We start from the raw sequence: 23,859 nt of genomic DNA, 5'->3' as shown, positions 1-23,859 counted from the left end.
ATTATTTAGGAACCCGAAGTTTTTTTTAGAGGAAAGAAGTGTTGTATGTACAATGAACGCTCATAAAATAGCTAAACGGAATCTTTTCATCATGTGGTTCGCCAATTTCTTCATAGGCGGGAGCATGACGATGGTTCTTCCATTCATATCTTTATACATTGGTACATTCGGGGATTATTCGACTCAATATATCCAGCATTGGTCCGGATGGACTTTTGGAATCACTTTCGTGACTGCCTTTTTATTTTCTCCCATTTGGGGACGGATTGGTGACCGGTACGGCAGAAAGAAAATCTTGATTGCCTGTGCCTTTGGTATGGGTCTGTCCATTTTCCTGATGGGATTCGTAGAAAATGTTTGGCAGCTATTCGTCTTAAGGATGTTCACAGGAATTTTCACCGGCTTCATATCCATGTCACAGGCCTTCATATCAACGCAAACCCCAAAAGAAATTGCCGGACGTGTACTGGGAACCTTGCAAACGGGAAATATAACCGGTTCCCTTTTCGGACCATTGCTGGGCGGCCTGCTTGCAGACACACTCGGCTATTCAACCGCCTTTAAATTCACCTCCATCACCATTTTCATCTCTGGACTTCTTGTTTTTGCAACCAAGGAGTACCGAATGGAACGGCAGAAGGGAACGAAGTCGAGCTATACAAGCAGGGAGGTTCTCTCGCATATCTTAAGGAACCCCATCCTAGTGAATGTCATGCTCATTTCGACACTTGTTCAAGTTGCCCACTTCAGCATCCAGCCCATTCTTTCTTTATACGTTGGTGAGCTGCATGGAACTTCCAATCTTGGTTTTTATTCAGGAATCGCCTTTTCTGCAGCAGGCCTGGGAAATTTATTGATGGCGCGTCACTGGGGCAAGATAGGTGATCGGCATGGACATGTGAAGATTCTTGTGCTGCTTCTTTTTCTGACAGCCCTTGTCTACTTGCCCGGTGCCTTCATCAATCATTTTTGGCAGCTTGTTTTCGTACGTTTCATACTAGGTATGGCAATAGGCGGCATCATCCCTGTAAGGATTGCCTATATTCGCCAAGAAGCCCCTGTAGCAATGCAGGGGGAAGTACTTGGGTACAATACGAGCCTGCGCTTTTTAGGCAATATAATCGGACCCGCAATGGGCGGAATGGTTGCTGGTTTCTACGGATTCTCCGCTGTTTTCATCACGACCAGCACGTTACTCCTCATAGCCGGACTTGTCCTCTATTTCGCGATGCACCGCAATCCGGAGTTGGCCAGATCACATTAATCACACTTTGGCAAGAAAGCCTGCTTCCAGATGGAAGCAGGCTTTCTCATGTTTAATGCTCATACAGCTGCAACACTGGATAATTATGGATTTTCTTTGTTTCGGCCGTATTCCGATACAGGCAGTGCGTCCAAAAACGAACAAGAGCCCTGTTATACATGGACCCACAACCCCTCCCAATGAAGCAATGGCCATGAACCACCCTTGAATTTTAATGGAATTATCTTATAGTCTACCTTTACACTTGATTCAAAATTACATTCAATTCAAGAATCAGGGTTATTGTAAATGGGGAATTATCGAAGGGAAATCGAGGAACAAGATTTGAAACGGGTCACGTTCATGCCTATCCGTGAAATTCCATCAATCCTTAGGACCTAGCCATAAACTGATAAGTATTTTTTCTGCACCTTCATAACACATCAAATTTTATGTTAAGATTATTTTAGGCAAATTTTATGAAAGTAAAAGACGCAAAGCCACGGGCCTAAACCAACAACCTAGTTGTCATGGCAGCCGGGCTGCCATGATTTATCTTGATGAACCACTTTATTATTAATTTCTTGCCCCTTTTTAATTTGCCTAAAATTAGAAGAAGGAGGGTTATATATGTTTTTCCCAACCATTTATTCCGCGGATGAAAGACACATAGTTAAAGATAAAAATACATGTGCATGCGGTACAAGATATAATGTATTTGCAATGTTGACCAGAAGTGACCTTCGAAAGATCAGGTTCAAGCATTATAAAGAAGTGACATGTCCAAAATGTAAATCCAGTATCATTGATAAGGGTTAGCCCCTTAACACTGGTATGGGTTCCCTACTCCCAAAACTTTGAAAGAGCTGGCCTTTTCCCACTCACCACTTCCATGTATGGTAAAAAGGGAAAATATCGTTCCGGCAAAAAAACTCCCTTACCTCATGCCCCCTTATACTGACACAGTTAAAGCACTATATTTTTCATTATATGAATAGTAAATGTACGGTCGGCCAATAACTGGATCGATTGATATAAATCATGTGGTTTATAAGTATCATTAGATTCTATCGCGTTTCACTACCTTCTAAAACCCATGTATAGAATGTCATGAATCGGTTCCAATAGGTGGCGCAAAGCGAGTAGGAAAAGGATTGATTTTCAGTTATGAAATAGATCCCTACCGTTTTACTCCACTCCCCTTTAGCGGGAATTTTAGGAGCCCATACATCAAAAATGGCCAAGCCATTTGACTGACATTATTACATGCATGACCTGTATGCAGGCATAATAAATGATCCAGCTTTCTAGTGTTCACTAAGATAATCTCCTCACAATACGAAGGTACGAGTTTATTTTCCCCTTCAACCGGTAATCTTCATCTCCTCCCTTTTAGTCATGATGATTTTTTTCGGTTTGGGAGACCCTGCCGAAGGTCTTTAAACAGTTTTCCGATTCATCGTATGGATGAATGGAGGCTTCTCCAGCTTTGCTTCCCTCAATGATAGCTCAAGCACTTTTTTAACCAATCCTTCCTTCTTAAGGCATATACCTACATTCACTAAGAAATGAATAGTCCTCCATTTGTCGTTTATATTATCCATATAGATAGAATGAAGGACTCATGCTATAATTTAGTGCGTTAAAAAAGAAATTAACACACATATATATATAAGAAAGAAGGAGTGTTTCTTTGAATACATCTGCATACAAACAGGAATGGTTCGGCAACGTTAGAGGAGATGTTCTATCGGGAATTGTCGTTGCCTTGGCATTGATTCCGGAGGCGATTGCCTTTTCGATCATTGCTGGCGTTGACCCAATGGTTGGTCTTTATGCCTCATTCTGCATTGCCATCGTCATCTCTTTCGTCGGCGGAAGGCCGGGAATGATATCGGCAGCCACTGGAGCGATGGCACTCGTCATGGTCGACCTTGTTAAAGATCATGGCTTGAACTATTTACTTGCTGCAACAATATTGACTGGTTTGCTGCAAATTTTACTAGGGGTTTTAAAAATCGGGAAATTAATGAAGTTCATCCCGAAGCCGGTCATGAATGGTTTTGTGAATTCTTTAGCCATCTTGATTTTCACGGCACAGCTCACCCATTTCGTGGGCGAAACATGGATCATGTATGTCATGACAGCCGTTTCATTAGCTATCATTTATCTTTTTCCGCTGATCACGAAAGTCATACCTTCACCACTTGTCGCCATCATATTCATGACGATCGTTGCAGTTACCACGGGGGCTACGGTGCGGACGGTTGGGGATATGGGGCAATTGACCGAAGCGCTTCCGATGTTCATGCTTCCAGACATCCCTTTGACCTTCGAAACTTTGGCGATTATTTTCCCTTATTCCATAGCCCTAGCGTTTGTCGGGCTGCTTGAATCGTTATTGACAGCTCAAATAGTCGATGAGATGACTGACACGGACAGCAATAAAAATAAGGAAGCCAAAGGCCAGGGGATTTCAAATATCATCGCCGGATGTTTTGGCGGCATGGCAGGATGTGCGATGATCGGCCAATCCGGTATCAACATCAAATCGGGAGGAAGAGGCCGGCTATCCACTTTTGTAGCTGGCGCATTCCTTATGGTATTAATCGTGGTATTGAATGATGTCCTTATTAAAATACCGATGGCCGCACTTGTTGCAGTCATGATCATGGTTTCAATCGGGACCTTTGACTGGTCTTCCCTAAAGAGGCTCACTAAAGCTCCAAAGTCGGATGCAGCCGTGATGATCGTTACAGTCCTCATTGTCCTTTATACACATGACTTATCAAAAGGGGTATTTGCCGGAGTGCTCTTGAGCATGATTTTCTTCTCGGCTAAAATTTCTAAAGTGGCTGTAGAGAAAACGGAAGACATCCAGGCTAAGAAAATCATTTATCGTATCAGTGGACAAATATTTTTCGCTTCTGTCCAGGACTTTGTTTCGAAGTTCGACTTCAAGGAAAAAGCCGAGGCAATCGTCATCGACTTTTCCCATTCTAAAATCTGGGATGCTTCGGCAGTCGGTGCTGTTGATACGGTTGTCCTTAAATATCAGCTTCTGGGAATATCCGTCCAGGTGCAAGGACTCGATGAAGAAAGTTCGTTATTGCTTGAAAAACTCGCCACCTCAGAAAGTAAAATATCTTGAAGAAGTAAAATTCTGCTGAATAGAAACTTTTCAAACCGACAAAATAGATAACATGGATTATTTCCTTTTGAAAGGAGCGAAAAGCATGACACCCAAGCAGGATTATACGGCAGCAAATCTGTCACCGGATTTATTGAATGAACTGAAAAGCTTTGAAAGCAAACTTGGCGAGGAAGCCAATAAAGAATTGATTGTCATCGCCTATGAAAAAGAAAAGGAAGCTTTGAATTAAGAAAAAAGACTCAAACACCCTTAATGGATGGTTGAGTCTTTTTTTGCATGTACAGAAAAAGGATGCCCATGTTTTTAATGAGCACCCCTTTTCCTGTATTATTTGCTGAATACGTCCGTTAAGACCGGCACGATTTGTTTTTTACGCGATACAACGCCTTCCAAGACGGCGATGTTATTGTTTAATGAAACGTCGTATGCTTTTTCCACTGCATAAGCTGCTTTACCAAGAGCCAAGGCAACAGAATCATTAGTCAAGATATCCGTTACGACGAATAGGAATAAGTCCAATTCCTTCACAGCGATTACCGCTTCAATCGCCGCTTCCAATTCTGCTTGCTTAGCAAGGACTTCGTTCGGATCAACAGCATTGACCTGAGCTATCTCCACTTTAGCCATTCCCATGGAGAATTCTTTTGCGTCAAGAGTGATAAGCTGGGCAATCGTTTTGTCGCTCAAGTCAGCTCCCGCCTTCAACATTTCCAAGCCATATGTTTCAGCGTCGACTCCCGCAATGGCAGCCAGTTCCATAGCTGCTGCAACGTCTTGCTCCGTGCACGTCGGTGATTTGAACAATAAAGAATCGGAAATGATGGCAGAAAGCATAAGACCTGCGATTGCTTTAGGGACTTCAATGCCGTTTTCTTTATAAATTTTATTTAAAATGGTTGCCGTACAGCCAACTGGTTCCGCACGGTAATATAAAGGATCGCTTGTTTCAAAGTTAGCGATACGGTGATGGTCGATAACTTCCAACACACGGACTTGGTCAATATCTTCAGCACTTTGCTGACGTTCGTTGTGATCGACAAGAATTACGCCATCAGCTTCCCCTGCAACTTTTTCCACAAGACGGGGAGCATCGAATTTGAATTGGTCCAATGCATATTGAGTTTCACCATTCACTTCACCCAGACGAACTGGTTCAGCGTTGATACCTAACTGTTTTTTCAAATCTGCATAAGCGATTGCTGAACAGATTGTGTCTGTATCCGGGTTTTTATGTCCAAAAACTAATACTTTTTCCAAGATTTTATCCCCTTTTTCATAAATATTTTTCCGCGAATCCCCTCATCGCAATAAGGGAGAGCCACCTTTACTAGACACTTTATTTTAACACAAAATCCCGTAAATCAGCGCTTGAATTATCCTTTCCCCAATAAAATCTTTCATTCCTTGACCCTCTACCACCACTTTGTCAATAGATAAGGGTTGGTTTTTTTCAAATATATTAGTTGAATTATCATCGTATATGGCTTACGATAATATAAGCAGAAATACTAGATATTGATTACACAAACAATACTAATAACTATATATAGAATTTTTTGTAATCCAAGGTGCCAGTGATGGCTGAAAAGGGAATCCGGTGTAAACCCGGAACTGTCCCCGCAACTGTAAATGTGACGAAATGAGAAACCCACTGTATAGCTCTCTATACGGGAAGGACTCTAAGTAGGATGATCATGAGTCAGGAGACCTGCCTTGAATTTTTCACGTTTCTTATTCTTCGGGGATTGAGATGATGAAACGATAGCATAACGGCTATTTTTTCATGGCTCTTTTATTCTATCGTTTGATCCGCTCAATTCTTTGGGCGGTTTTTTTATTTTAGCGGAAGTTAACAAGGAGGATTATTAATGACTCAAACATATAACTCTACCATAAGCGAAAACGACACAGAAACGAAATCCATCCAGCTTGAGATGTTATCAAAGGAATTCGAAGGCCGTCTTGATATGGAAAAGTTCAAAAAGCGTTTTACAAAATGGCTTGATCGCAAAAGTGACTCAACCGAAGAACAGGCATCAAAAAAACTGATTCAGCTCGCTCTTGAAGGTGTGGATATCGATGCTCCAGATTGGACGTTCGTTGCTGCAGCAGAACTGTTGAATACAATGTATAGGGATGCACAAGCCAATCGAGGTTATGAAGGCATGAGTTATGGCCCATTCTATGAGCTGATCACGGAACTCTCCCAGCTTTCAGAAGGTCAGCGTTATCCCATTTATAAATCAGAACTGCTATCTTCATATACGAAAGCGGAAATTGAGGAATTGGGTTCGGTGATCGACCCGGAAAAAGATAAATTATTCTCTTACATAGGCATCTACTTATTGAACGACCGCTATCTTGCCCGCCCAAAAAAGGACAAGGTCTACGAACTGCCACAAGAACGTTTCATGATCATCGCAATGGAAATCATGCGATTGGAAAAAACGGAGCACCGCCTGCAACTTATAAAAGAAGCATACTGGGCCATGTCCAATCTCTATATGACCGTTGCGACTCCTACACTCTCCAATGCAGGTAAAACACATGGACAGTTAAGCTCTTGCTTTATCGACGCAATTGAAGATTCCATTGACGGAATCTACCTATCAAACTACGATGCTGCAAAAGTATCTAAATTCGGTGGCGGTGTCGGTCTTTACGTTGGTAAGATTCGCTCGCTTGGTTCTGATATCCGAGGTTTCTCTGGAAACAGTTCCGGCACGACTCCCTGGATTCGACTATTCAACCAGACAGCTGTAAGTGTCGATCAATTGGGTCAACGTAAAGGTGCCATCGCGATTTACTTGGATGCCTGGCATAAAGATATCATGAGCTTCCTCGATTTGAAGACACAAAACGGGGATGACAGATTAAAAGCCCATGATATTTTTACAGGTGTGTGCATTCCCGATTTATTCATGGAGGCTGTACGCGACAGAAAAGAATGGTATCTTTTCGATCCGCATACCGTTAAGCAAACGCTTGGATTTTCACTGGAAGATCTTTATGACGAGAAGAAAGGCGAAGGAAGCTTCAGGAATCATTATGCACTTGCTGTCGAGGCTGCGGAAAATGGCATGCTTCCAAACTATAGTTTTGAAAAAATCAATGCGATGGACATCATGAAAAGCATCATGATTTCTCAATTAGAAGAAGGCGTACCGTATATGTTCTACCGCGATGAAGTGAATCGGAAGAATCCCAATAAACATAAAGGTATGATTTATTGTTCTAACCTTTGCACGGAGATCGCCCAAAACCTAAGCCCTTCGACGATCACGGATGAATACGAAACAGAAGATGGAGATGTCGTAGTAGTTCGTAAAAGCGGCGATTTCGTTGTCTGCAACCTTTCATCCATTAACTTGCCTCGAGCGGTGGGCAGCGATGTTTTGGAAAGATTGATTCCCATTCAGGTCCGTATGCTGGATAATGTCATTGATGTGAATAATCTTCCTGTCAAACAAGCATCCATTTCGAACAAACGTTACCGGGCAATCGGTTTAGGAACGTTTGGATGGCATCATTTACTTGCCACACAGAATATTTATTGGGAATCCGATGAGGCTGTTCACTATGCCGATGCTTTATACGAAAAGATCGCTTACTTAACAATCAAGGCATCCAACGAATTGGCCAAGGAAAAAGGATCATACCCATATTTTGAAGGATCGGATTGGCATACAGGGGACTACTTCGAACTGCGTGACTATACAGATCAAAAATGGTTGGATTTAAAAGCAGACGTGCAGGAACACGGGACCCGTAATGGATATTTAATGGCCATTGCCCCCAATTCATCGACAGCGAAGATCGGTAATTCCACTGACGGAATCGATCCTTTGTATGAAATTGAATTTTACGAAGAAAAGAAAAACTTCAAATTCAAGGTGACGGCACCAGGATTGACGCCAAATACGTATGAATATTATAAAAAGACGAGATTTAATTTGGACCAACTGGAAAGCATTAGGCAAAATGCAGCCCGCCAACGCCATATTGACCAAGCAATCAGCTTTAATCTGTATGTACACAATACAATCAAAGCAAAGGTCCTATTGGATATCCATTTAACGGCATGGGAAAGCGGGTTGAAATCAACGTATTATGTTCGTTCGACTTCTTCTGAATATGACAATGCCTGCGAAAGCTGTTCAAGTTAACAACAATCATAACCCAGTAATCTATACTTAAAGGAGTTTTCACGAATGACCAATCATATCAAAAAGATTCGGATGCTCGAACCAACGCATCCAACCAAGGCAACGGGTGTTTTCAAAGGAGAAGCTTCAGGCTTTCTCCTTTGGAACGATATTCAGTATGAAAAATTCTATGATACCTATACACAGCTCATCAATAACTTTTGGAAGCCTTCGAGCGTGAACATGATTCAGGATAAAAAGCAGTGGGGCGAATTGGACGAAGATATCCAGGACGCTTTTCTCGATATACTTACGATGATTGCTGGAATGGACAGTCTTCAAACGCCCACTTTAGTAGAAATCCTTCGGTACATCAAAGATCCGGCGGCAAAAGCTATCCTGGCCAACATGGCCCAGCAGGAATCGATCCATAATGAATCTTATTCCTATATCCTTGCTTCCTTGATTCCGGTAGGCAAGCAAAAACAGCTTTTCGACCGCATTAAAGAACATCCTGAAGTGATTAAGCGTAACCAACCGATCGTTGATGCCTATCAAACGTTCGTGGACGATCCCAGCCCTCAACATTTATTCGAGGCACTGATCCATTCAACGAACCTTGAAGGAATTTATTTCTATCTGGCTTTCGCCTTTTATTATAATTTAGGACGCCAAAATTTAATGACTGGTTCCGCTACGATGATATCTTATATTCATCGCGATGAAATGGTCCATTTCGATTTCATTGGAATGCTCGTTCAAATTTTGATGTATGAATATCCTGAGTTAAATAATGAAGAAAACACGAAGTTCATCTATACAACGATTGAAAAAGCAGTCGAACTCGAAAAGGAATGGTCTGAATATATGCTCGAAGATATCCAAACCAAAGCCGATCTCGATTTGGAAGAATTCAATGAGTACATCGAATATATCGCCAACAAACGGTTACGTATGCTAGGACTTGAAAATTTGTATAAAGAGTATGGCGAGAACCCGATGCCATGGATCAAAACGTTCGATGATGAATCCATCGGACTTACAAAAACCGATTTCTTCGAACAAAAGTCAAGGACATACAGTCAAGTAAATGCCAGTAATGGGTTCGATGAGCTGTAAAATTGCCATTGTCTATCATTCAGCTGGCGGCAATACAAAAGCGCTTGCTGAAGCCATCGCTTCCCTTTTACCCGAAGCTGGACTATATCGAATGAATGATTTCGATTTACGTACATTGCCGGATTACGATGCATTGATTATCGGCACCTATACATGGGGCAATGGAGACCTTCCTTCTAAATCAGCAGCCCTTTATAAAGAACTGGAACAGTTGCCTATTGCCCATCTGAAAACGGGAGTCTTCGGCACTGGTGAAACCAACTATAATCATTTTTGCGGGGCGGTCGATCATTTCCGGGACATGTTATTTGCCAAGAGCCAGTTATTGGTGACATTGAAGATAGAACAGATGTATCAAGAATCTGACTTGCCCAGACTACAAAAGTTCGCCTCGCTATTCCAGAACTGACTGAAAGGGGATATGCGTTTTCGCATATCCCCTTTCAGTGTTTTTTTTAAAACTCAACTCCCTCTATCATAGCAGCGGTAAGCATGAAGTATAATGGAAGAAAAAAGGGGATAATATCCAATGAGTGAAAATATAACCCAGTTCCTGCCTATCCTTTTTATGCTATTGCTTGTCGTATTCGTTATATTCATCGTGTTTTTCCTGGCAGGGCATTTTAATCGTTCTAAACGAATCGAAGAAAAATTGGACAAAGCATTAAAGGAAATGGCCGAAAAAAAAGAAAAATAAAAAGACTCCAAAAACGGAGTCTTTTTTTATATGCGTTCAATTATTTTTGAACGTTAGCTGCTTGTGGTCCACGAGCGCCTTGCTCGATTTCGAAAGAAACTTCTTGGCCTTCTTCAAGCGTTTTGAAGCCTTCGCCTTGGATAGCTGAGAAATGTACGAATACATCGTCTTGGCCTTCAACTTCGATGAAACCGAAACCTTTTTCTGCGTTAAACCATTTTACTTTACCTTGTACCATGATAGTTCCTCCTGTGTTTGGAAAAATCCATTTTATTACTATTTTTGGTTCTGGATAATGTTTCAAGAGGAATCCTATTACAGTAAATCCTTCTATCAAACTTATTCCGAACAAAAATAATTACTTATATTATATCATGGGAAATCCTAAAAAAACAAGATTATCGCAGTAAATCAACCGACAAATTATCCTAAAATTCTACATATTCCTCTTCTTGCTTTGTCGGAAGCCTTCGTCCAATAAGTAGCGCTCCGCCTCTACTGGACTCTCGAAACACTCTTCAAGATTCGACCCTGAATACACATTCCAAAGCAGGTCTTCCCTTTCAAGTGTAAGCTCTTGCTTTTCAGGGCCAATCCATGTCCCTTCCAACCTAGCGAACTCGTTTTCCTCTTCTTCGAATTCAACAGGAGGTTCAGATAGGTAATCCACGCTTTTTTGGATCAATTCTTTTAATTCCGCTTCATTATAGTCACGTATATTGATAAACCCTTTACGGTCAGTGTCTTTTTTTCTCATATGCCCTGCGTAAACGAATCCATTTCCATTGGGATGCAAGTGCTGAACGACGATCTTTTTCTCCTGGACGCTATCTGGATAATGGAAGTTCACACGTCCCAATGAAACATCTTTTCGCTGTAATTCCGGAAACGTTTCAATGATGCTCAATTTCTCTTCAAATGTTAACAAATTTCTTCCTCATTTCATTAGTTCATATTGTTTGTCGATTATAACACAGACTGATTAGAAACAATAATCTCCCACTTCCATTATAATGTAATGAAAGGAAGTGATATGATTTGATCATGAAAATTCGGGACCTAGACTCCGATTATGGCCAGCAGCTTTTTAAACTTCAGAAAGAAGCCTATAAGGTGGAAGCGGAAATGATCGGTTTTGCCGATATACCTCCCCTACTGGAAACATATGAACCATTCATTCATTGTCATGAAACGTTTTTATGCTATTTAAAGGGCGATGCTTTGGCGGGTGCAATATCTTATACAAAAGAGAATGGTCAAATGCTGATTTGCCGAATGGTTGTCCATCCTGATTATTTTCGGCAGGGTATCGCGGATGCACTGTTGCATGCTCTTCAATTACACTGCGACTGGAAAAAGATATCCGTTTCGACCGGTAAAATGAACTTGCCTGCACGGAACCTTTACGAAAAAAACGGCTTCATCCATATAGAGGACGTAGAAGCCGCACCTCTCTTCTTCATAAGCATATTCGAGAAACAGCAGTCATTTTATGTAAGTCACGACAAAAAGCATAATGAATGAAATGACGATGATTACGGCAACCCATAGCCAAGCTAATGCCATATTCCCGGAGTCCATGGCGATATAAATCGCAGTCGGTATGGTTTGTGTCTGTCCGGGAATGTTCCCGGCAAACATGAGTGTGGCCCCGAATTCCCCCAACGCACGCGCAGAACTCAAGATGGCACCTGTGACGATCGATTTGACCGCCAATGGGAGGGATACAAACAGGAATAATCTCCACTCGCCGGCCCCGTCAACCCTTGCTGCATTTTCAATTTCTTCATCTATACCTTCAAAGCCCGTTTTAGCGGATTGGTACATAAGCGGAAACGCTACCACGGTAGATGCAATGACCGCCGCCCACCACGTGAACATCAGGGGCTGATCAAAAACCCTTTCAATGAATTGTCCCGGCATTCCACTCTTGCCAAAAATCACAATCAATAAAAAACCAACGACGGATGGCGGCAAAACAAGCGGCAATAAAAACGCTGTTTCCAACAGGACTCTTCCCCTGAATTGCTTTTTAGCCATCATTCGCGCTAGGATAATTCCTAAAATGAAAACAAGGATACCCGATAGTCCCGCTACTTGTATCGATAGCCTGACTGGTGACCAAAAATCTCCTGTCATGATACTATCCGCACATCACTGTTAAATATCGGCCTATGCAGGTCCTTGTTCGGCATCATTACCCAAACGGCTTCTTTTTCATTAAAGGCAGATTTCATATTTCATTTTCTCCCTTTCTTTTTAAAAATAACATTTAAGTTTATTTTTCTTGACATCTTGCTGACACAAAGAAACGTTAAAGTAAGAGTATCACAAATATAAAAATAATTTCATTCCAATAAACTTGAAAACTTTGAAGGAGTCGATTTTAATGGTAACAATTTATACTACTCCAAGCAGTTTAGCCTGTCGTAAAGCAAAAGCTTGGCTTAAGAAAAACGAAATTTCCTTTAATGAACGTAACCTATATTCCCAACCTCTTTCTATAGAAGAAATAAAAGAGATTTTACGTAAAACGGAAGGCGGGACAGATGAAATCATCTCAACCCGTTCCAAAAAATTCAAAAGCCTGAATATCGATATAAATAATACACCGCTTAATGATCTTTGCAAGCTTATTCAAGATAACCCGGATTTACTTCGCCGGCCAATCATTTTCGACCATAAGAACTTGCATGCAGGATATAATGAAGAAGAAATGGGACGCTTCCTTCCAAGGAAGGTCCGTCATGTACAATTATGGCGTGCAATCAGCCAATTGGCTTAATTAGTTAGCATTCTGCATAATAAGAGGGTTGTCCATTACATCGGACAACCCTTTTTTATATCCGATCCGCTTTTTCTATGACAATCGTGAAGGTGGTGCCTTGTTCATCGCTATCCTTAAGCACAAGATCTCCCTTTTGCGCTTTTGCGAGCATCTTACTGAATGGCAGTCCCAAACCTAAACCACGTACCTTCAACTTTTTGTTTTCGCCTCGATAAAATGGTTCGAACACATATTGTTGTTCATGTTTTGGGATCCCCCGGCCACTGTCCAGTACATCAATGCAGATTCGTTCTTCATCCTTTTCATAAAGGTGAATCGCTATTTTCCCTTTCCCATCAAGTGCATGTCTGGCATTATTCAAAAGGTTAATGACGATTTGCTGCATCCGTAATGAATCAATTTGACCAAAGATCGGTTCATCAGGAACTTTTATCTCAAAAGCGAACGCTTGATCATCATCCTGGGTCACCTGCCAGCGATAGGCGATTTCCTTGATGAATATATTGATATTCTCTCTTTGTACCCGGATTTTAAAAGCGCCTGCAGATATGGCATTATAATTGAGTAAATCCTCTATCATTCCTTGTAAACGTTGAGTTTCCTTTAAGGAAATATCGAGGAATTCCTTACTTTGCTCTCCCTTAACGACATCATCCTTGACCGCTTGTATCAGTCCGCTAATGGAAGTGACCGGCGTTTTCAAATCATGGGTTACGCCTGCAAGCAATTCCGCCCGCAACTTCTCCATGACCTTCAATCGGTTGGTCATTTCCTTAAATGATTCTATCAGTTCATAAATTTCCTCTTCCTTGATTTCCTCTTCCTCTTTGAAATGGATATCATAGTTGCCTTCACGAACCTGGACAGCAGCGTTGGCTACGTCTTGGATAGGGCGCGAAATCTGCCTGGAAAGAAAATAAATGACTCCCGTTCCCAGAATCAGAAGGCCTCCAATCATGATCGCCAACAAGCCATGATCTTGGTTGATTTCCTTCAATGCCCCTTCTTCCTGTGCAATGACCACCCAGCCTCTCGTCTCATCATTAAACGTAATGGGGGATTTGACGACATATACTTTGTTGTCGGAAATCTTGACCTTCTGGATTAACTCCGTATTTTTCATGATGACGTCCGGAAGTTTATTTTCATCCGGATCTATATACAATTGTGGCATCGTATAAATGATGGTGGCATCGGGATCGACGATATAGATGATTGGCTGTTGGTTCAGATGGAGGATTTTCTCCCTTTCCTCAACAATTTCCGAAAGGATCGGGCCAACGACAATCTGACCATTTTCCTTAATCGCCCGATCGGATGTTTCATCAGCTAAGTACTTAAGAAGGCTAAGCCTATATTCCAAAGCCGTTTTTTCCATCCACCATAAGGAAAAAACAGACAATAATATCAAACCGGAAATCAAGGTCAATACGTATCTCTTAGTCCAATAGCGTTGTAAAGTGGTTCTTTTTTTAGTTTTCATAGACACTCAATTGATACCCCAATCCACGCAATGTTTTTATTTCCCCCTCAGTTACAGGCCATGCATCTATCGCCTTCCTGATTCGTTTGATCGCAAGGTCCACCGCACGGTCACTGCCGTCATAATCCATGCCCCATACTTGGTCGAGCAGCTGTTCTCTCGTGAAAATTTGATTAGGGTGCTTAGCGAAAAAAACGAGCAGCGACAAATCACGCGGCGTCAAGTTTATCTCTTCCCCATTCAAATGCACCATATAAGACAGATCATCGATGGTTAAACTCCCAAACTCATGTACATGACCAACTTCCGTAACAACCGATGAGGATCTTCTTAAAACGGCATGCACCCGGGCCACGACTTCTTCTGCAACGAAGGGTTTGGAGATGTAATCATCCGCACCTGACTTAAATCCCGATAATCTGTAATCGACATCTGTCAGTGCAGTCAACATGATAACCGGACATGTATCGTCATCCCGAATTTCCTTCAATATATCCCAGCCTTCCTTACCCGGCAACATGACATCAAGCAGGACAAGGTCTGGCTTCGTTTCGTCAAACACCGGAATGGCCTTCAGTCCATCGTAAACTTGTACTACATCAAAACCTTCCCGCTCCAAATATGCTTTCAATACCATCGATATGGCAATTTCATCTTCTACTACAAGAATTTTCTTCATTTAAATGGATTCCTCCTTCCTGAATTATAGTGGAAACATTTTGTATATGCTAACTATTAAAAACACCAAGCATTTTTCCTCAATCTTACCCTTTTTATGTGTCAGGATTATGTTCGCAGTAAAATTAACCGATGTTTTCACTTTGTAATTATGTGCAAGTGATCTCGATACATTTTAACAGCTACTACATGGTCGGTATAAGTCATACGGAAGGATATAAAATTGCTTGAAACTCTTATTACACTCTTAAGAGGCTGGCTCTAAACTGAGCCAGCCCTTTTCAATTACATGTCTCGTGTGGATTCGGACAGCCCGCTTCCTGTCTTTCCACTTGGATCGTGCTATGTTCGATTCCAAACCGATCGTGAAGTAGTTTTTGCGCTTCTGCTAAAACTGAATCGTGATTACCGCTCTCATCTATGACAACATGGCAGCTCATTGTCAAAAAACCAGAGGTGATCGTCCAGATATGGAGATCATGGACATCGGATACTCCGACCAACTCCATCAAGGATGCTTTCACTTCATCCATATCGACTTGGTCTGGTGTGCCCTCCATCAAGATATGGAAAGAATCCCTCACTACCCTAAAACCGCTGATAATAATTAAAATCGCGACTATGACGCTCGCAATCGGATCTGCAATTCCCCAATCGAAAAAATAAATCAAGAGTGCGGCCGCAATGGCACCCACAGATCCAAGCATATCACCAATAACATGTAAAAATGCACTCCGTACATTCAGATTGTCTTCTTTATCTCCGCTCATTAAAATCCAGGCAGCAATGATATTAACAAGTAAGCCGATGATTGAAATCATTAGCATTCCCAAGCTTTGCACCTCAGGGGGATCCAGGAACCTCTTAATTGCCTCTACGAAAATGAATACGGATATGACGATCAAGGTCAATCCATTCAAACAAGCAGCAATGATTTCAAACCGTTTATAGCCAAACGATTTGGACGATGTCGCTTTCCTTTCCCCCATCCTTATCGCTGTATAACTAAGTCCTAATGCTGCCGCATCACTAAGCATGTGACCTGCATCCGACAGTAAAGCCAGACTATTTGTCAAGAATCCGCCAATGACCTCGACTATCATAAATGTAGAGATCAATAAGAAAGATGCCAACAATGCTTTTTTATTGTTAGAATGGTGGTGGTGTCCGTGCCCATGATCATGGGAGTGACCATGATGATGACCCATGCCATCCCTCCTCTCGGATTTGAAACTTATATATAGTATGGGATAAATCCAGAATGGTTTCAAATGATTCACTTCCGGGGTTCACAGGCTGTAAAAAGAGTGATGAAAACAGGCAGGACGTGATCTTTTACGAAAAACCCAAAATTCTGCCTTCAACCATTTCAAAGTAAAAATAAACGCTACAGACATTTCCTGCAGCGTTTTTCCCGTTTATCTTTCCTCTTGCATCGTATCATCGACAATGGCTTGCAGATCCTTATTAAACAATTCATCATTACAGACAAGACTGTGACGTTCCATCTCTTCCTGCTCTTGATTTACCTGCTCCTTTTCCTTCATGACCTACCTCCAGCTTCGTGATGTTTGCCTATTATCTTATCCACAGGCATGTACCTTTATGCTCAACATTTCCCCATACTTCATCTTTTATAAACGTCTTAGGCCTGCTGGCCGCCATGGAAGGCACGTATGATGAATTCATGCTCTGGAACTTGTAAGCTTTGATACGATGTCAGGAACGATGTATTATCATAGGCGACTTTTTCAAGCTTTACCTGAATACCCGTATGTTCAATTGAAACAATGGCATAAGGAGCAACTGGTTGACCATTACAGCCAAGAGAACCAGGGTTCAGGAATATCGTTCGGTCATTTTTAAAAAGGTGGATAGGATGATGATGTCCGAATCCTATTAAATCGTGATGCTGATCTTTAAAAAGCATTTCTAAGTTATTTAAACTCGGTTCAACGATTTTACTAAATGGATTTTGGCTTATGTGCTCATCCAATTTCTTCGATTCCATGTGATAATGGGTGAAGTAAACGGAGTGATCATTAATGATATGATGTATGGTACGAGGTAATTTTTCCAATTTGGTTATGAATTTCCGATGCATCCTATCTGCTATCCATTCATGATGCTCCTTTACATGAATATGACCGGCCGGATGCGGCTCCCCGTTAATGATTGCCAGGACAGCTTCATCATGATTTCCAGTTATCATCGATAAATCATTTCTTGAAAATAAAAGTTCAAGGACTTCATTTGTATCCGGGCCAATCCCGACCATATCTCCCAAACAATAGAGACGATCTATATCTTCCCTTTGATCAATATCCCTAAGAACTGCTTTTAACGCTGATGCATTACCATGCACATCCGTTATAATGGCAACTTTCATGACTTAATTCAGCTCCCTTCCCCCACAATCCACATGGTATATTATAACATTTAAAACGAATTCAAAAAAATATTCGGGCTTATTCCCCCTGATCTACCCACGCCCATTTTTTATGAATAAGCAAACACTTTGGCCTAGAATACATAGTATGAAGTATTCCCGGTAAAGATGTTTTGCTAGGTATTGTAATTCATAATATGTATGAGGAGGAAATCAAATGGGTGGAAATGGTAACGATTGTTGTGGCGGCGGTGGCGGCTGCGGCGGTTTCGATAACGGATTTGCATTGCTAATCGTATTATTCATCTTGTTGATCATCATCGGATGCAGTTGGGGATTCGGTGGCGGCTTCTAATTATGACAAAAATCAAAAAGGCGCCTGATCATGGCGCCTTCTTTGTTATGAATTGACATTTAGTCCTTGCTTTTCCATAGAATTTTCCCCTTTTCAACCTGTTATTACATATGATCAATTAATTTTAACTGTTAACCAAGGGAATAACTTCTGCTAGACATGAAGATTGGTACCCTCCACTATCAAATCATTTTAAAGGGGCACAGAGAGCCTGCTCAATCCATCTTCCATTTGTTTTTTCGCATCTTTCATCATGCCATCAAGTAATTCCTTAACCGTGGGTATATCGTCGATCAATCCGGCAACCTGGCCGCTGTTCATAAAACCATTGTTAACATCCCCGTTCATTGCACCATTAATATGATGGACTTCTGAGGTCATTTCACGATAATTCATAGGAGACAGTCCCTCTTTTTCCAAATTCAGAATTTTTTCCGTGTATGGGTCCTTCAATACTCTTCTGACCTGGCCAACGGACCTGCCCAATATAAACGTATCATTACCCATCGCTTCCATTAGTTTCTGTATATATGATGGATGGAACGGTGCTTCTTGTGTAGCAATCAGCCTGGTTCCTAACTGGACTCCTGAAGCTCCCAACATCAATGCAGCTGCCAACCCCTGACCATTGCCTATCCCTCCAGCAGCCAAAACCGGCAGCGTCACATGCTTGCTAATTTGCGGAATGAGTGTAAAGGTCGTCAATTCCAGGTTCGAATTGATGCCGGCAGCTTCAAAGCCTTCTGCAACCAATACATCGGCCCCTGCAGCTTGCGCTTTTTGCGCGTGCTTGACCGATGCAACGATAGCGATCACTTTTATATTCTTTTTTTGCAATAATGGAATGAAAGGGGCAGGATTTCCTGCAGATAAGGAAACTACAGGTATATCATGCTTCAGGACAAGATTGATTAACTCATCTGTATATAGACTAACGTTTATTGGAATGTTCAACGCAAAATTGTTATTGGTTTTATCTTTGGTTTCGAGAATGATAGCTTCTACCTGTTCAGGATTCATGGTACCGCACCCTATTGTCCCTAGGCCCCCTGCATTGGATACTGCAGCCGCAAGACTTGCATTGCTTATATTCCCCATGCCGCCTTGAATAATTGGATATTTTATCGAAAAAAGCTCACAAATATATTTCACTTTCATCCCTCCCTGTCCATTTAATGTTATACTATATTCATTAGAAAAACAATTCTGACTTTTCAAAAAGGAGCGATACTATGATTATTCCGTACAATAATAAAAAGCCTTCTATTGATGAAACCGTTTTCGTTGCACCTGGTGCCCATTTAATCGGTGATATCTCGATTGGGAAAGAATCGACCATTTGGTTTAACTCCGTTCTGCGCGGTGATGAAGATTCAATCACAATAGGAGAAAAATGCAGTATTCAAGATAACTCCACCATTCATTTATTTGAAGGATGCCCAGTTGTCATTGAAGACGAAGTGACGGTTGGTCACAACGTTATCCTACATGGTTGTAAAATAGGAAAACGATCCATTATCGGTATGGGTTCAACGATATTGGATAATGTAGAAATCGGCGAAGAATGCATTATCGGAGCGAATACATTGATTTCCTCTGGCAAAAGCATACCTCCACGTTCTCTGGTTATTGGTTCCCCTGGGAAAGTGGTTCGCAGATTGAATGATAAAGATCTTGAATTGATCCAACTTTCGATTGATACGTATGTTCAAAAAGGAAAGGACTTCAAAGGGATACTTGATTAAATATCACAAAGAGAATGTCCCCGTTGTCTTTAGTTGACTAAAAATGTAGAAAAGAGCTTCTGCAAGTCATTAGCGACTGGCTGAAGCTCTTTTTCACTTAATGATAAGAGGATGATCCTTAGCATCATAGGTTTCGTTTTTCCGGCATAAATCATTGTTTTCCTGAAATACGCTTTCAAAGAAACGGCTTGCTGGTTCAGCCAAGACTTGATAATACTGGCTAAATAATAGAGCAGCATGATTCCCGTTCCACTTTGAAGGCAACAATTCCTTTGGCAGGCCCGGATCGATAAATAAAAACTTACGGTATTCATGCACCAAGTTCGTTCGTTCTACAAAGCAATCAGCATCGGACATTTCCCCCCTGCTAATGATGCTTTGATGAACGATGAATTGTTTGCTGTATTTCTCGATGAATTCTTCATATTTATTTTCAATCTCTTCTAAATGCCAGCTCTTGTTTACAAGCGATTGATTTTCTTTTGGACCCTTGTACTCCGATATGAAAAAATCAACATATTCATTGATGTCATATTTCTCGATCAAGCGGTTGATTTGTTTCTCCAAATCATTAGGGGAAATCCAGCAACCACTAGAAAAGCTGCCAAACCCGCTCCATAATAATTCTTTACGGAGATCATCCCGTAATTGCCGCTTATCTTCAGGGATCGTGTACATTAAGATACGCCATTTACCGTCCCATTCATTTGGTTTCATCTTATATATGCGATTGGCCGCTTCATCCATTCGCTGTACACCGCGATCGGTCAAAAAGTAATAGCTTTTATTTCCCTGCTTTTCCGACTGAATCCACCCTTGCTTGACCATTCGTGAAACGGCTACACGTACACCCTGCTCATTATGACCGAATTCCTTTAATAATCGAATTAAACTGCCTATCCAGATTTTACTTCCATAATTACGGATATAATCGCCGTAAATCGTAAAAATCATGGATTGCGTATTAGTTCCTATTTTTCTCACCTCATTCTCACATTGTTACTATTTTCACACGGACGACATAATTATTATTATATCTTTTTAAATTGAAACCGCAATATTATTTACCCGTAAATTGCGTTTTTCTCCGTTCACTAAATGCTTGGAGTGCCTCCAATCTGTCTTGAGTCGGGATGGTCAATTCATAGGCTTTTCCCTCTATGGCCATTCCGGTTTGCAAGTCTGTATTCATTCCCTGGGCAATCGCATATTTGGCTTGTTTTACAGCAATCGGCCCATTCTTCATGATATCTGCTGCCAATTCCTCACAGACTGACATAAGTTGATCCATTGGCACGACCTTCAAAAGGATCCCTAATTGACATGCCTCTTCTGCCGTCAATTTTTTAGCAGTAAAGATTAATTCCTTCGCTTTCATTTCCCCAATCAATCTTGGCAGCCGCTGTGTACCGCCTGCCCCAGGAATAATGGCCCAGCTAGTTTCAGTGAGCCCCAAAGAAACACCTTCAGCAGCAATTGCAAAGTCACATGAAAGCAGCCATTCAAATCCTCCTCCCAATGCATACCCATTGACGGCAGCTATGGTTGGCTGCGGAAGCCCTGCGATACTATTAAAAACATCGCGAATCGCTTTAACGTTCCTTCTTACTTCTTTATCATTCAAAGTCTTCCTTTCTTTCAAATCAGCTCCCGCGCTGAATGCTTTTTCCCCTGCACCCGTGAAAATGACGACACGGATATCGCCGTCCATATAAACTGAATCGATGACTTCCTGCAGTTCAGAAAGTGTCTCGTAGTCGAAGCAATTCAATACGTCTGGTCGATTCACTGTTATATAGCCGATTTGATTTACCACTTTATAAATAATCTTAGACATGAGTCCTCTCTCCTTTTTTAGAAAATGACCCTTATTCAATAAGGGCCCAACATCAATCAATTTCAATATTTTCTATAATGGCGGATATGCCCTGGCCAACACCGACACACATCGTTGCAAGACCATAGCGTACATTCCGCTTTTTCATTTCGTGAACAAGTGTTGTTAAAATACGCGCCCCGCTTGCACCGAGCGGATGGCCAAATGCTATCGCCCCGCCGTTGACATTCACTTTCTCCTGATCCAATTTCAATTGGCGGATGCACTCTACGGATTGGGAAGCGAATGCTTCATTCAATTCAACTAACCCGATGTCTTCAATTGTTAAATTTGCCCTCTCCAATGCTTTTTTAGTAGCATGAATTGGACCAAGGCCCATAATGGACGGTTCTAAGCCCGCTACCGCGCCTACAACATATTTGGCCAGAGGTTTTAATCCAAGCTCCCGTGCTTTTTCTGCACTCATTAATAGTATTGCTGAGGCACCATCATTTACACCGGAAGCATTACCGGCCGTTACAGTGCCGCCTTTAAAGATAGGTTTGAGTTTTTCCAACTTTTCGATGGTCGTGTCAGGACGGGGGTGTTCATCTTTATCGAAAATGACCTCATTCCCTTTACGATCCGTATATCGAACAGGTACGATTTCATTAATGAAACGCCCATTTTCCACTGCTTTTTTCGCTCTTTGCTGGCTTTGAAACGCGAATTGATCTTGGTCCCCCCTTGAAACCGAAAAACGCTGGGCGACGTTTTCGGCCGTTTGAGGCATGGAGTCCGTGCCATACATTTCTTTAAGTTTCTCATTCGTGAAACGCCATCCGATCGTTGTATCCTGAAGCTCCATTGACCCTCGCGGAAATTCACTCTCAGGTTTGGCCATGACGTACGGCGCCCTTGTCATGCTTTCAGTCCCGCCTGCGATATAAATATCGCCTTCCCCTACTGCTATGGAGCGTGCAGCATACATAACGGCATCCAGTCCGGATCCACACAAACGATTTATTGTCGTTCCAGCTACGTTTACTGGAAGACCAGCTAAAAGGGCGGACATCCTAGCCACATCGCGATTATCCTCTCCTGCTTGATTTGCATTTCCGAAGATGACATCTTCAATTTGATCTGGTGGCAGCTCTGGATTGCGATCGGTAAGCGCCTTGATTACAATTGCACCGAGGTCATCCGGCCGAACGCTTTTCAAAGCTCCTTTATATCTTCCGATTGGCGTTCTCACAGCATCGACAATCACAACATCCTTCATTTCCTCATCAGCTCTCCATCTTTTGTATAATCGTACACACCTTTGCCAGACTTGCGGCCGAGCCTGCCAGCTTTAACATACTGTTCAAGGAGGGGCGCCGGACGGTATTTCTCGCCAAGTTTACTATATAAATATTTTAAATTATTCAAACGGGCATCCAATCCCACCAAATCCCCTAGTTCAAATGGTCCCATTGGGTAATTCAGCCCTAACTTTATTGCCTTATCGATTTCTTCTGGTGTTCCCAAACCTTCTTGAAGCATATAGAACGCTTCATTACCTACCAAACAGCTGATTCTACTGGTTACAAACCCAGGGAATTCATTAATGACCACGGTTTCTTTTCCCATTTTTTCAGCTACCTCTTTTATTATGGCTGCCGTTTCATCACTGGTTTCAAGACCGCGTACAATTTCAACAAGTGGCATCTTTTGTACAGGATTGAAAAAATGCATGGCAATCGTTTTTTCAGGACGCTTTCCATAAGAACCAATTTCCGTCGGGCTCATCGTGGAAGTATTAGTAGCAAAGTAACAGCCTTCTTTTGCATGGTCTTCTATTGTTTCGAAGACACCCCTCTTTATTTCTGCCTTTTCCGGAACTGCCTCTATGATTAAATCGGCATATGCTGCTGATTCTTTCAAATTGGAAGAATACGAAAATCTGCTTTTTGCGGCTGCCGCTTCTTCCTGGGTGATTTTTTGGTAGCGCACACCCTTCTCAAAAATGGTATCGATCTCTTTTCTTGCACTTTCCAATGCATTTTGATTCACATCCACCAATACTACGTTAAAGCCCCCTGTTGCTCCTACATAGGCTATTCCCCTGCCCATGACACCAGATCCGACAATCACTAGATTTCTAATCATTCGTTCATTCCTCCTTTAAAATAAATAGGGCTGGCTACAATGTAATCAGATCAGCATTCATCCATACCTGAATTACTTTTCCGACATACCGTTTAG

At 41.7% G+C, this 23,859-nt stretch carries 25 protein-coding genes and 2 riboswitches; of the genes, 11 read left to right on the top strand and 14 right to left on the bottom strand.

From position 1 onward, the window contains the following. Positions 1–52: 52 nt before the first annotated feature. From Q8G36_RS11465 to Q8G36_RS11455, 3 genes are all read left to right on the top strand, one after another. On the top strand, positions 53–1,264 hold the full coding sequence (locus tag Q8G36_RS11465) for an MFS transporter (protein WP_305160284.1): 1,212 nt from the start codon (positions 53–55) through the stop codon (positions 1,262–1,264). A 438-nt stretch (positions 1,265–1,702) separates the two neighbouring features. Next, positions 1,703–1,793: riboswitch (cyclic di-GMP riboswitch) on the top strand. A 1,143-nt stretch (positions 1,794–2,936) separates the two neighbouring features. After that, positions 2,937–4,394 (top strand): SulP family inorganic anion transporter, encoded by a 1,458-nt coding sequence (locus Q8G36_RS11460; protein WP_305160283.1) that lies wholly within the window; start codon positions 2,937–2,939, stop codon positions 4,392–4,394. An 85-nt stretch (positions 4,395–4,479) separates the two neighbouring features. After that, positions 4,480–4,626 (top strand): hypothetical protein, encoded by a 147-nt coding sequence (locus Q8G36_RS11455; RefSeq protein ID WP_207439735.1) that lies wholly within the window; start codon positions 4,480–4,482, stop codon positions 4,624–4,626. A 98-nt stretch (positions 4,627–4,724) separates the two neighbouring features. On the opposite strand, the gene Q8G36_RS11450 is transcribed toward Q8G36_RS11455, so the two are convergent. Further along, positions 4,725–5,654 carry a manganese-dependent inorganic pyrophosphatase gene (locus Q8G36_RS11450; RefSeq protein WP_133348980.1) on the bottom strand — a complete coding sequence of 310 codons (930 nt, stop codon included), beginning with the start codon at positions 5,652–5,654 and terminating at the stop codon, positions 4,725–4,727. Positions 5,655–5,946: 292 nt separating this feature from the next. Beyond that, positions 5,947–6,127: riboswitch (cobalamin riboswitch) on the top strand. Between the two features lie 138 nt (positions 6,128–6,265). On the opposite strand from Q8G36_RS11450, the gene Q8G36_RS11445 reads away from it, so the two are divergent. The 4 genes from Q8G36_RS11445 to Q8G36_RS11430 all read left to right on the top strand — a co-directional run bounded on the left by Q8G36_RS11445 (position 6,266) and on the right by Q8G36_RS11430 (position 10,358). Further along, entirely contained in the window at positions 6,266–8,563 is a 2,298-nt protein-coding gene (locus tag Q8G36_RS11445; RefSeq protein ID WP_305160280.1) for a ribonucleoside-diphosphate reductase subunit alpha, read from the top strand. A 45-nt stretch (positions 8,564–8,608) separates the two neighbouring features. Next, entirely contained in the window at positions 8,609–9,661 is a 1,053-nt protein-coding gene (locus Q8G36_RS11440; RefSeq protein ID WP_034314867.1) for a ribonucleotide-diphosphate reductase subunit beta, read from the top strand. Then, positions 9,633–10,070: a flavodoxin domain-containing protein gene (locus Q8G36_RS11435; protein WP_305275041.1), complete on the top strand. Its 438-nt coding sequence runs from the start codon at positions 9,633–9,635 to the stop codon at positions 10,068–10,070. The genes Q8G36_RS11440 and Q8G36_RS11435 overlap by 29 nt, the downstream gene beginning before the upstream one ends. Positions 10,071–10,190: 120 nt before the next feature. Further along, complete coding sequence (locus Q8G36_RS11430) at positions 10,191–10,358, top strand: hypothetical protein (RefSeq protein WP_305160278.1); 168 nt, start codon at positions 10,191–10,193, stop codon at positions 10,356–10,358. Positions 10,359–10,398: 40 nt separating this feature from the next. Here Q8G36_RS11430 and Q8G36_RS11425 read toward each other — a convergent pair whose 3' ends face one another. Together Q8G36_RS11425 and Q8G36_RS11420 are read right to left on the bottom strand one after the other, a co-directional pair. Further along, a complete protein-coding gene (locus tag Q8G36_RS11425; protein ID WP_028393295.1) occupies positions 10,399–10,596 on the bottom strand; it encodes a cold-shock protein in 198 nt (65 codons plus the stop codon). A 198-nt stretch (positions 10,597–10,794) separates the two neighbouring features. Continuing rightward, entirely contained in the window at positions 10,795–11,286 is a 492-nt protein-coding gene (locus tag Q8G36_RS11420; protein WP_076367434.1) for a hypothetical protein, read from the bottom strand. A 116-nt stretch (positions 11,287–11,402) separates the two neighbouring features. Here Q8G36_RS11420 and Q8G36_RS11415 point away from each other — a divergent pair, with 116 nt between their 5' ends. Beyond that, complete coding sequence (locus tag Q8G36_RS11415; protein ID WP_305160313.1) at positions 11,403–11,882, top strand: GNAT family N-acetyltransferase; 480 nt, start codon at positions 11,403–11,405, stop codon at positions 11,880–11,882. Here Q8G36_RS11415 and modB read toward each other — a convergent pair. Beyond that, positions 11,844–12,497: a molybdate ABC transporter permease subunit gene (modB, locus tag Q8G36_RS11410; RefSeq protein ID WP_305160275.1), complete on the bottom strand. Its 654-nt coding sequence runs from the start codon at positions 12,495–12,497 to the stop codon at positions 11,844–11,846. The two genes, Q8G36_RS11415 and modB, sit on opposite strands and share 39 nt — an antisense overlap. 250 nt (positions 12,498–12,747) lie before the next feature. On the opposite strand from modB, the gene spx reads away from it, so the two are divergent. Continuing rightward, positions 12,748–13,143, top strand: a complete 396-nt coding sequence (spx, locus tag Q8G36_RS11405) for a transcriptional regulator Spx (RefSeq protein WP_034314875.1) — start codon at positions 12,748–12,750, stop codon at positions 13,141–13,143. Between the two features lie 55 nt (positions 13,144–13,198). Here spx and Q8G36_RS11400 read toward each other — a convergent pair whose 3' ends face one another. The 5 genes from Q8G36_RS11400 to Q8G36_RS11380 form a co-directional block, all read right to left on the bottom strand. Beyond that, positions 13,199–14,629 (bottom strand): HAMP domain-containing sensor histidine kinase, encoded by a 1,431-nt coding sequence (locus Q8G36_RS11400; protein ID WP_305160312.1) that lies wholly within the window; start codon positions 14,627–14,629, stop codon positions 13,199–13,201. Beyond that, positions 14,619–15,308, bottom strand: a complete 690-nt coding sequence (locus Q8G36_RS11395) for a response regulator transcription factor (protein WP_305160274.1) — start codon at positions 15,306–15,308, stop codon at positions 14,619–14,621. Before Q8G36_RS11395 ends, Q8G36_RS11400 begins: the two co-directional genes overlap by 11 nt. A 280-nt stretch (positions 15,309–15,588) precedes the next feature. Further along, positions 15,589–16,515, bottom strand: a complete 927-nt coding sequence (locus Q8G36_RS11390) for a cation diffusion facilitator family transporter (protein WP_305160273.1) — start codon at positions 16,513–16,515, stop codon at positions 15,589–15,591. Between the two features lie 210 nt (positions 16,516–16,725). Continuing rightward, positions 16,726–16,854 (bottom strand): hypothetical protein, encoded by a 129-nt coding sequence (locus tag Q8G36_RS11385; RefSeq protein WP_305160272.1) that lies wholly within the window; start codon positions 16,852–16,854, stop codon positions 16,726–16,728. 98 nt (positions 16,855–16,952) lie between these two features. Further along, complete coding sequence (locus tag Q8G36_RS11380; protein WP_305160271.1) at positions 16,953–17,696, bottom strand: metallophosphoesterase family protein; 744 nt, start codon at positions 17,694–17,696, stop codon at positions 16,953–16,955. Between the two features lie 217 nt (positions 17,697–17,913). Between Q8G36_RS11380 and Q8G36_RS11375 the strand changes: the two genes are divergently transcribed. After that, complete coding sequence (locus tag Q8G36_RS11375) at positions 17,914–18,051, top strand: YjcZ family sporulation protein (protein ID WP_305160269.1); 138 nt, start codon at positions 17,914–17,916, stop codon at positions 18,049–18,051. 192 nt (positions 18,052–18,243) lie between these two features. Here Q8G36_RS11375 and Q8G36_RS11370 read toward each other — a convergent pair whose 3' ends face one another. Then, the gene (locus Q8G36_RS11370; protein WP_305160268.1) at positions 18,244–19,203 is read right to left on the bottom strand and encodes an NAD(P)H-dependent flavin oxidoreductase; all 960 of its coding nucleotides are present in this window, start codon (positions 19,201–19,203) and stop codon (positions 18,244–18,246) included. 80 nt (positions 19,204–19,283) lie between these two features. Here Q8G36_RS11370 and Q8G36_RS11365 point away from each other — a divergent pair, with 80 nt between their 5' ends. Beyond that, the gene (locus Q8G36_RS11365) at positions 19,284–19,796 is read left to right on the top strand and encodes a gamma carbonic anhydrase family protein (protein WP_305160267.1); all 513 of its coding nucleotides are present in this window, start codon (positions 19,284–19,286) and stop codon (positions 19,794–19,796) included. A 93-nt stretch (positions 19,797–19,889) separates the two neighbouring features. Here the strand turns inward: Q8G36_RS11365 and paaX are convergent, their stop codons facing one another. The 4 genes from paaX to Q8G36_RS11345 all read right to left on the bottom strand — a co-directional run bounded on the left by paaX (position 19,890) and on the right by Q8G36_RS11345 (position 23,763). Beyond that, positions 19,890–20,771 (bottom strand): phenylacetic acid degradation operon negative regulatory protein PaaX, encoded by an 882-nt coding sequence (gene paaX / locus Q8G36_RS11360; RefSeq protein WP_305160311.1) that lies wholly within the window; start codon positions 20,769–20,771, stop codon positions 19,890–19,892. A gap of 85 nt (positions 20,772–20,856) precedes the next feature. After that, positions 20,857–21,633, bottom strand: coding sequence for an enoyl-CoA hydratase-related protein (locus tag Q8G36_RS11355; RefSeq protein ID WP_305160266.1), 777 nt, complete (start codon positions 21,631–21,633; stop codon positions 20,857–20,859). Between the two features lie 52 nt (positions 21,634–21,685). Beyond that, a complete protein-coding gene (locus tag Q8G36_RS11350) occupies positions 21,686–22,894 on the bottom strand; it encodes an acetyl-CoA C-acyltransferase (protein WP_305160265.1) in 1,209 nt (402 codons plus the stop codon). Then, positions 22,891–23,763 (bottom strand): 3-hydroxyacyl-CoA dehydrogenase, encoded by an 873-nt coding sequence (locus Q8G36_RS11345; protein ID WP_305160264.1) that lies wholly within the window; start codon positions 23,761–23,763, stop codon positions 22,891–22,893. Before Q8G36_RS11345 ends, Q8G36_RS11350 begins: the two co-directional genes overlap by 4 nt. Positions 23,764–23,859 lie beyond the last annotated feature (96 nt).

The organism is Peribacillus frigoritolerans (assembly GCF_030676415.1).
GTDB classification, from domain to species: Bacteria; Bacillota; Bacilli; order Bacillales; family DSM-1321; genus Peribacillus; species Peribacillus frigoritolerans_A.
The sequence above is the reverse complement of the archived record's forward strand: the minus strand, read 5'-3'. Positions and strand labels throughout refer to the sequence as shown.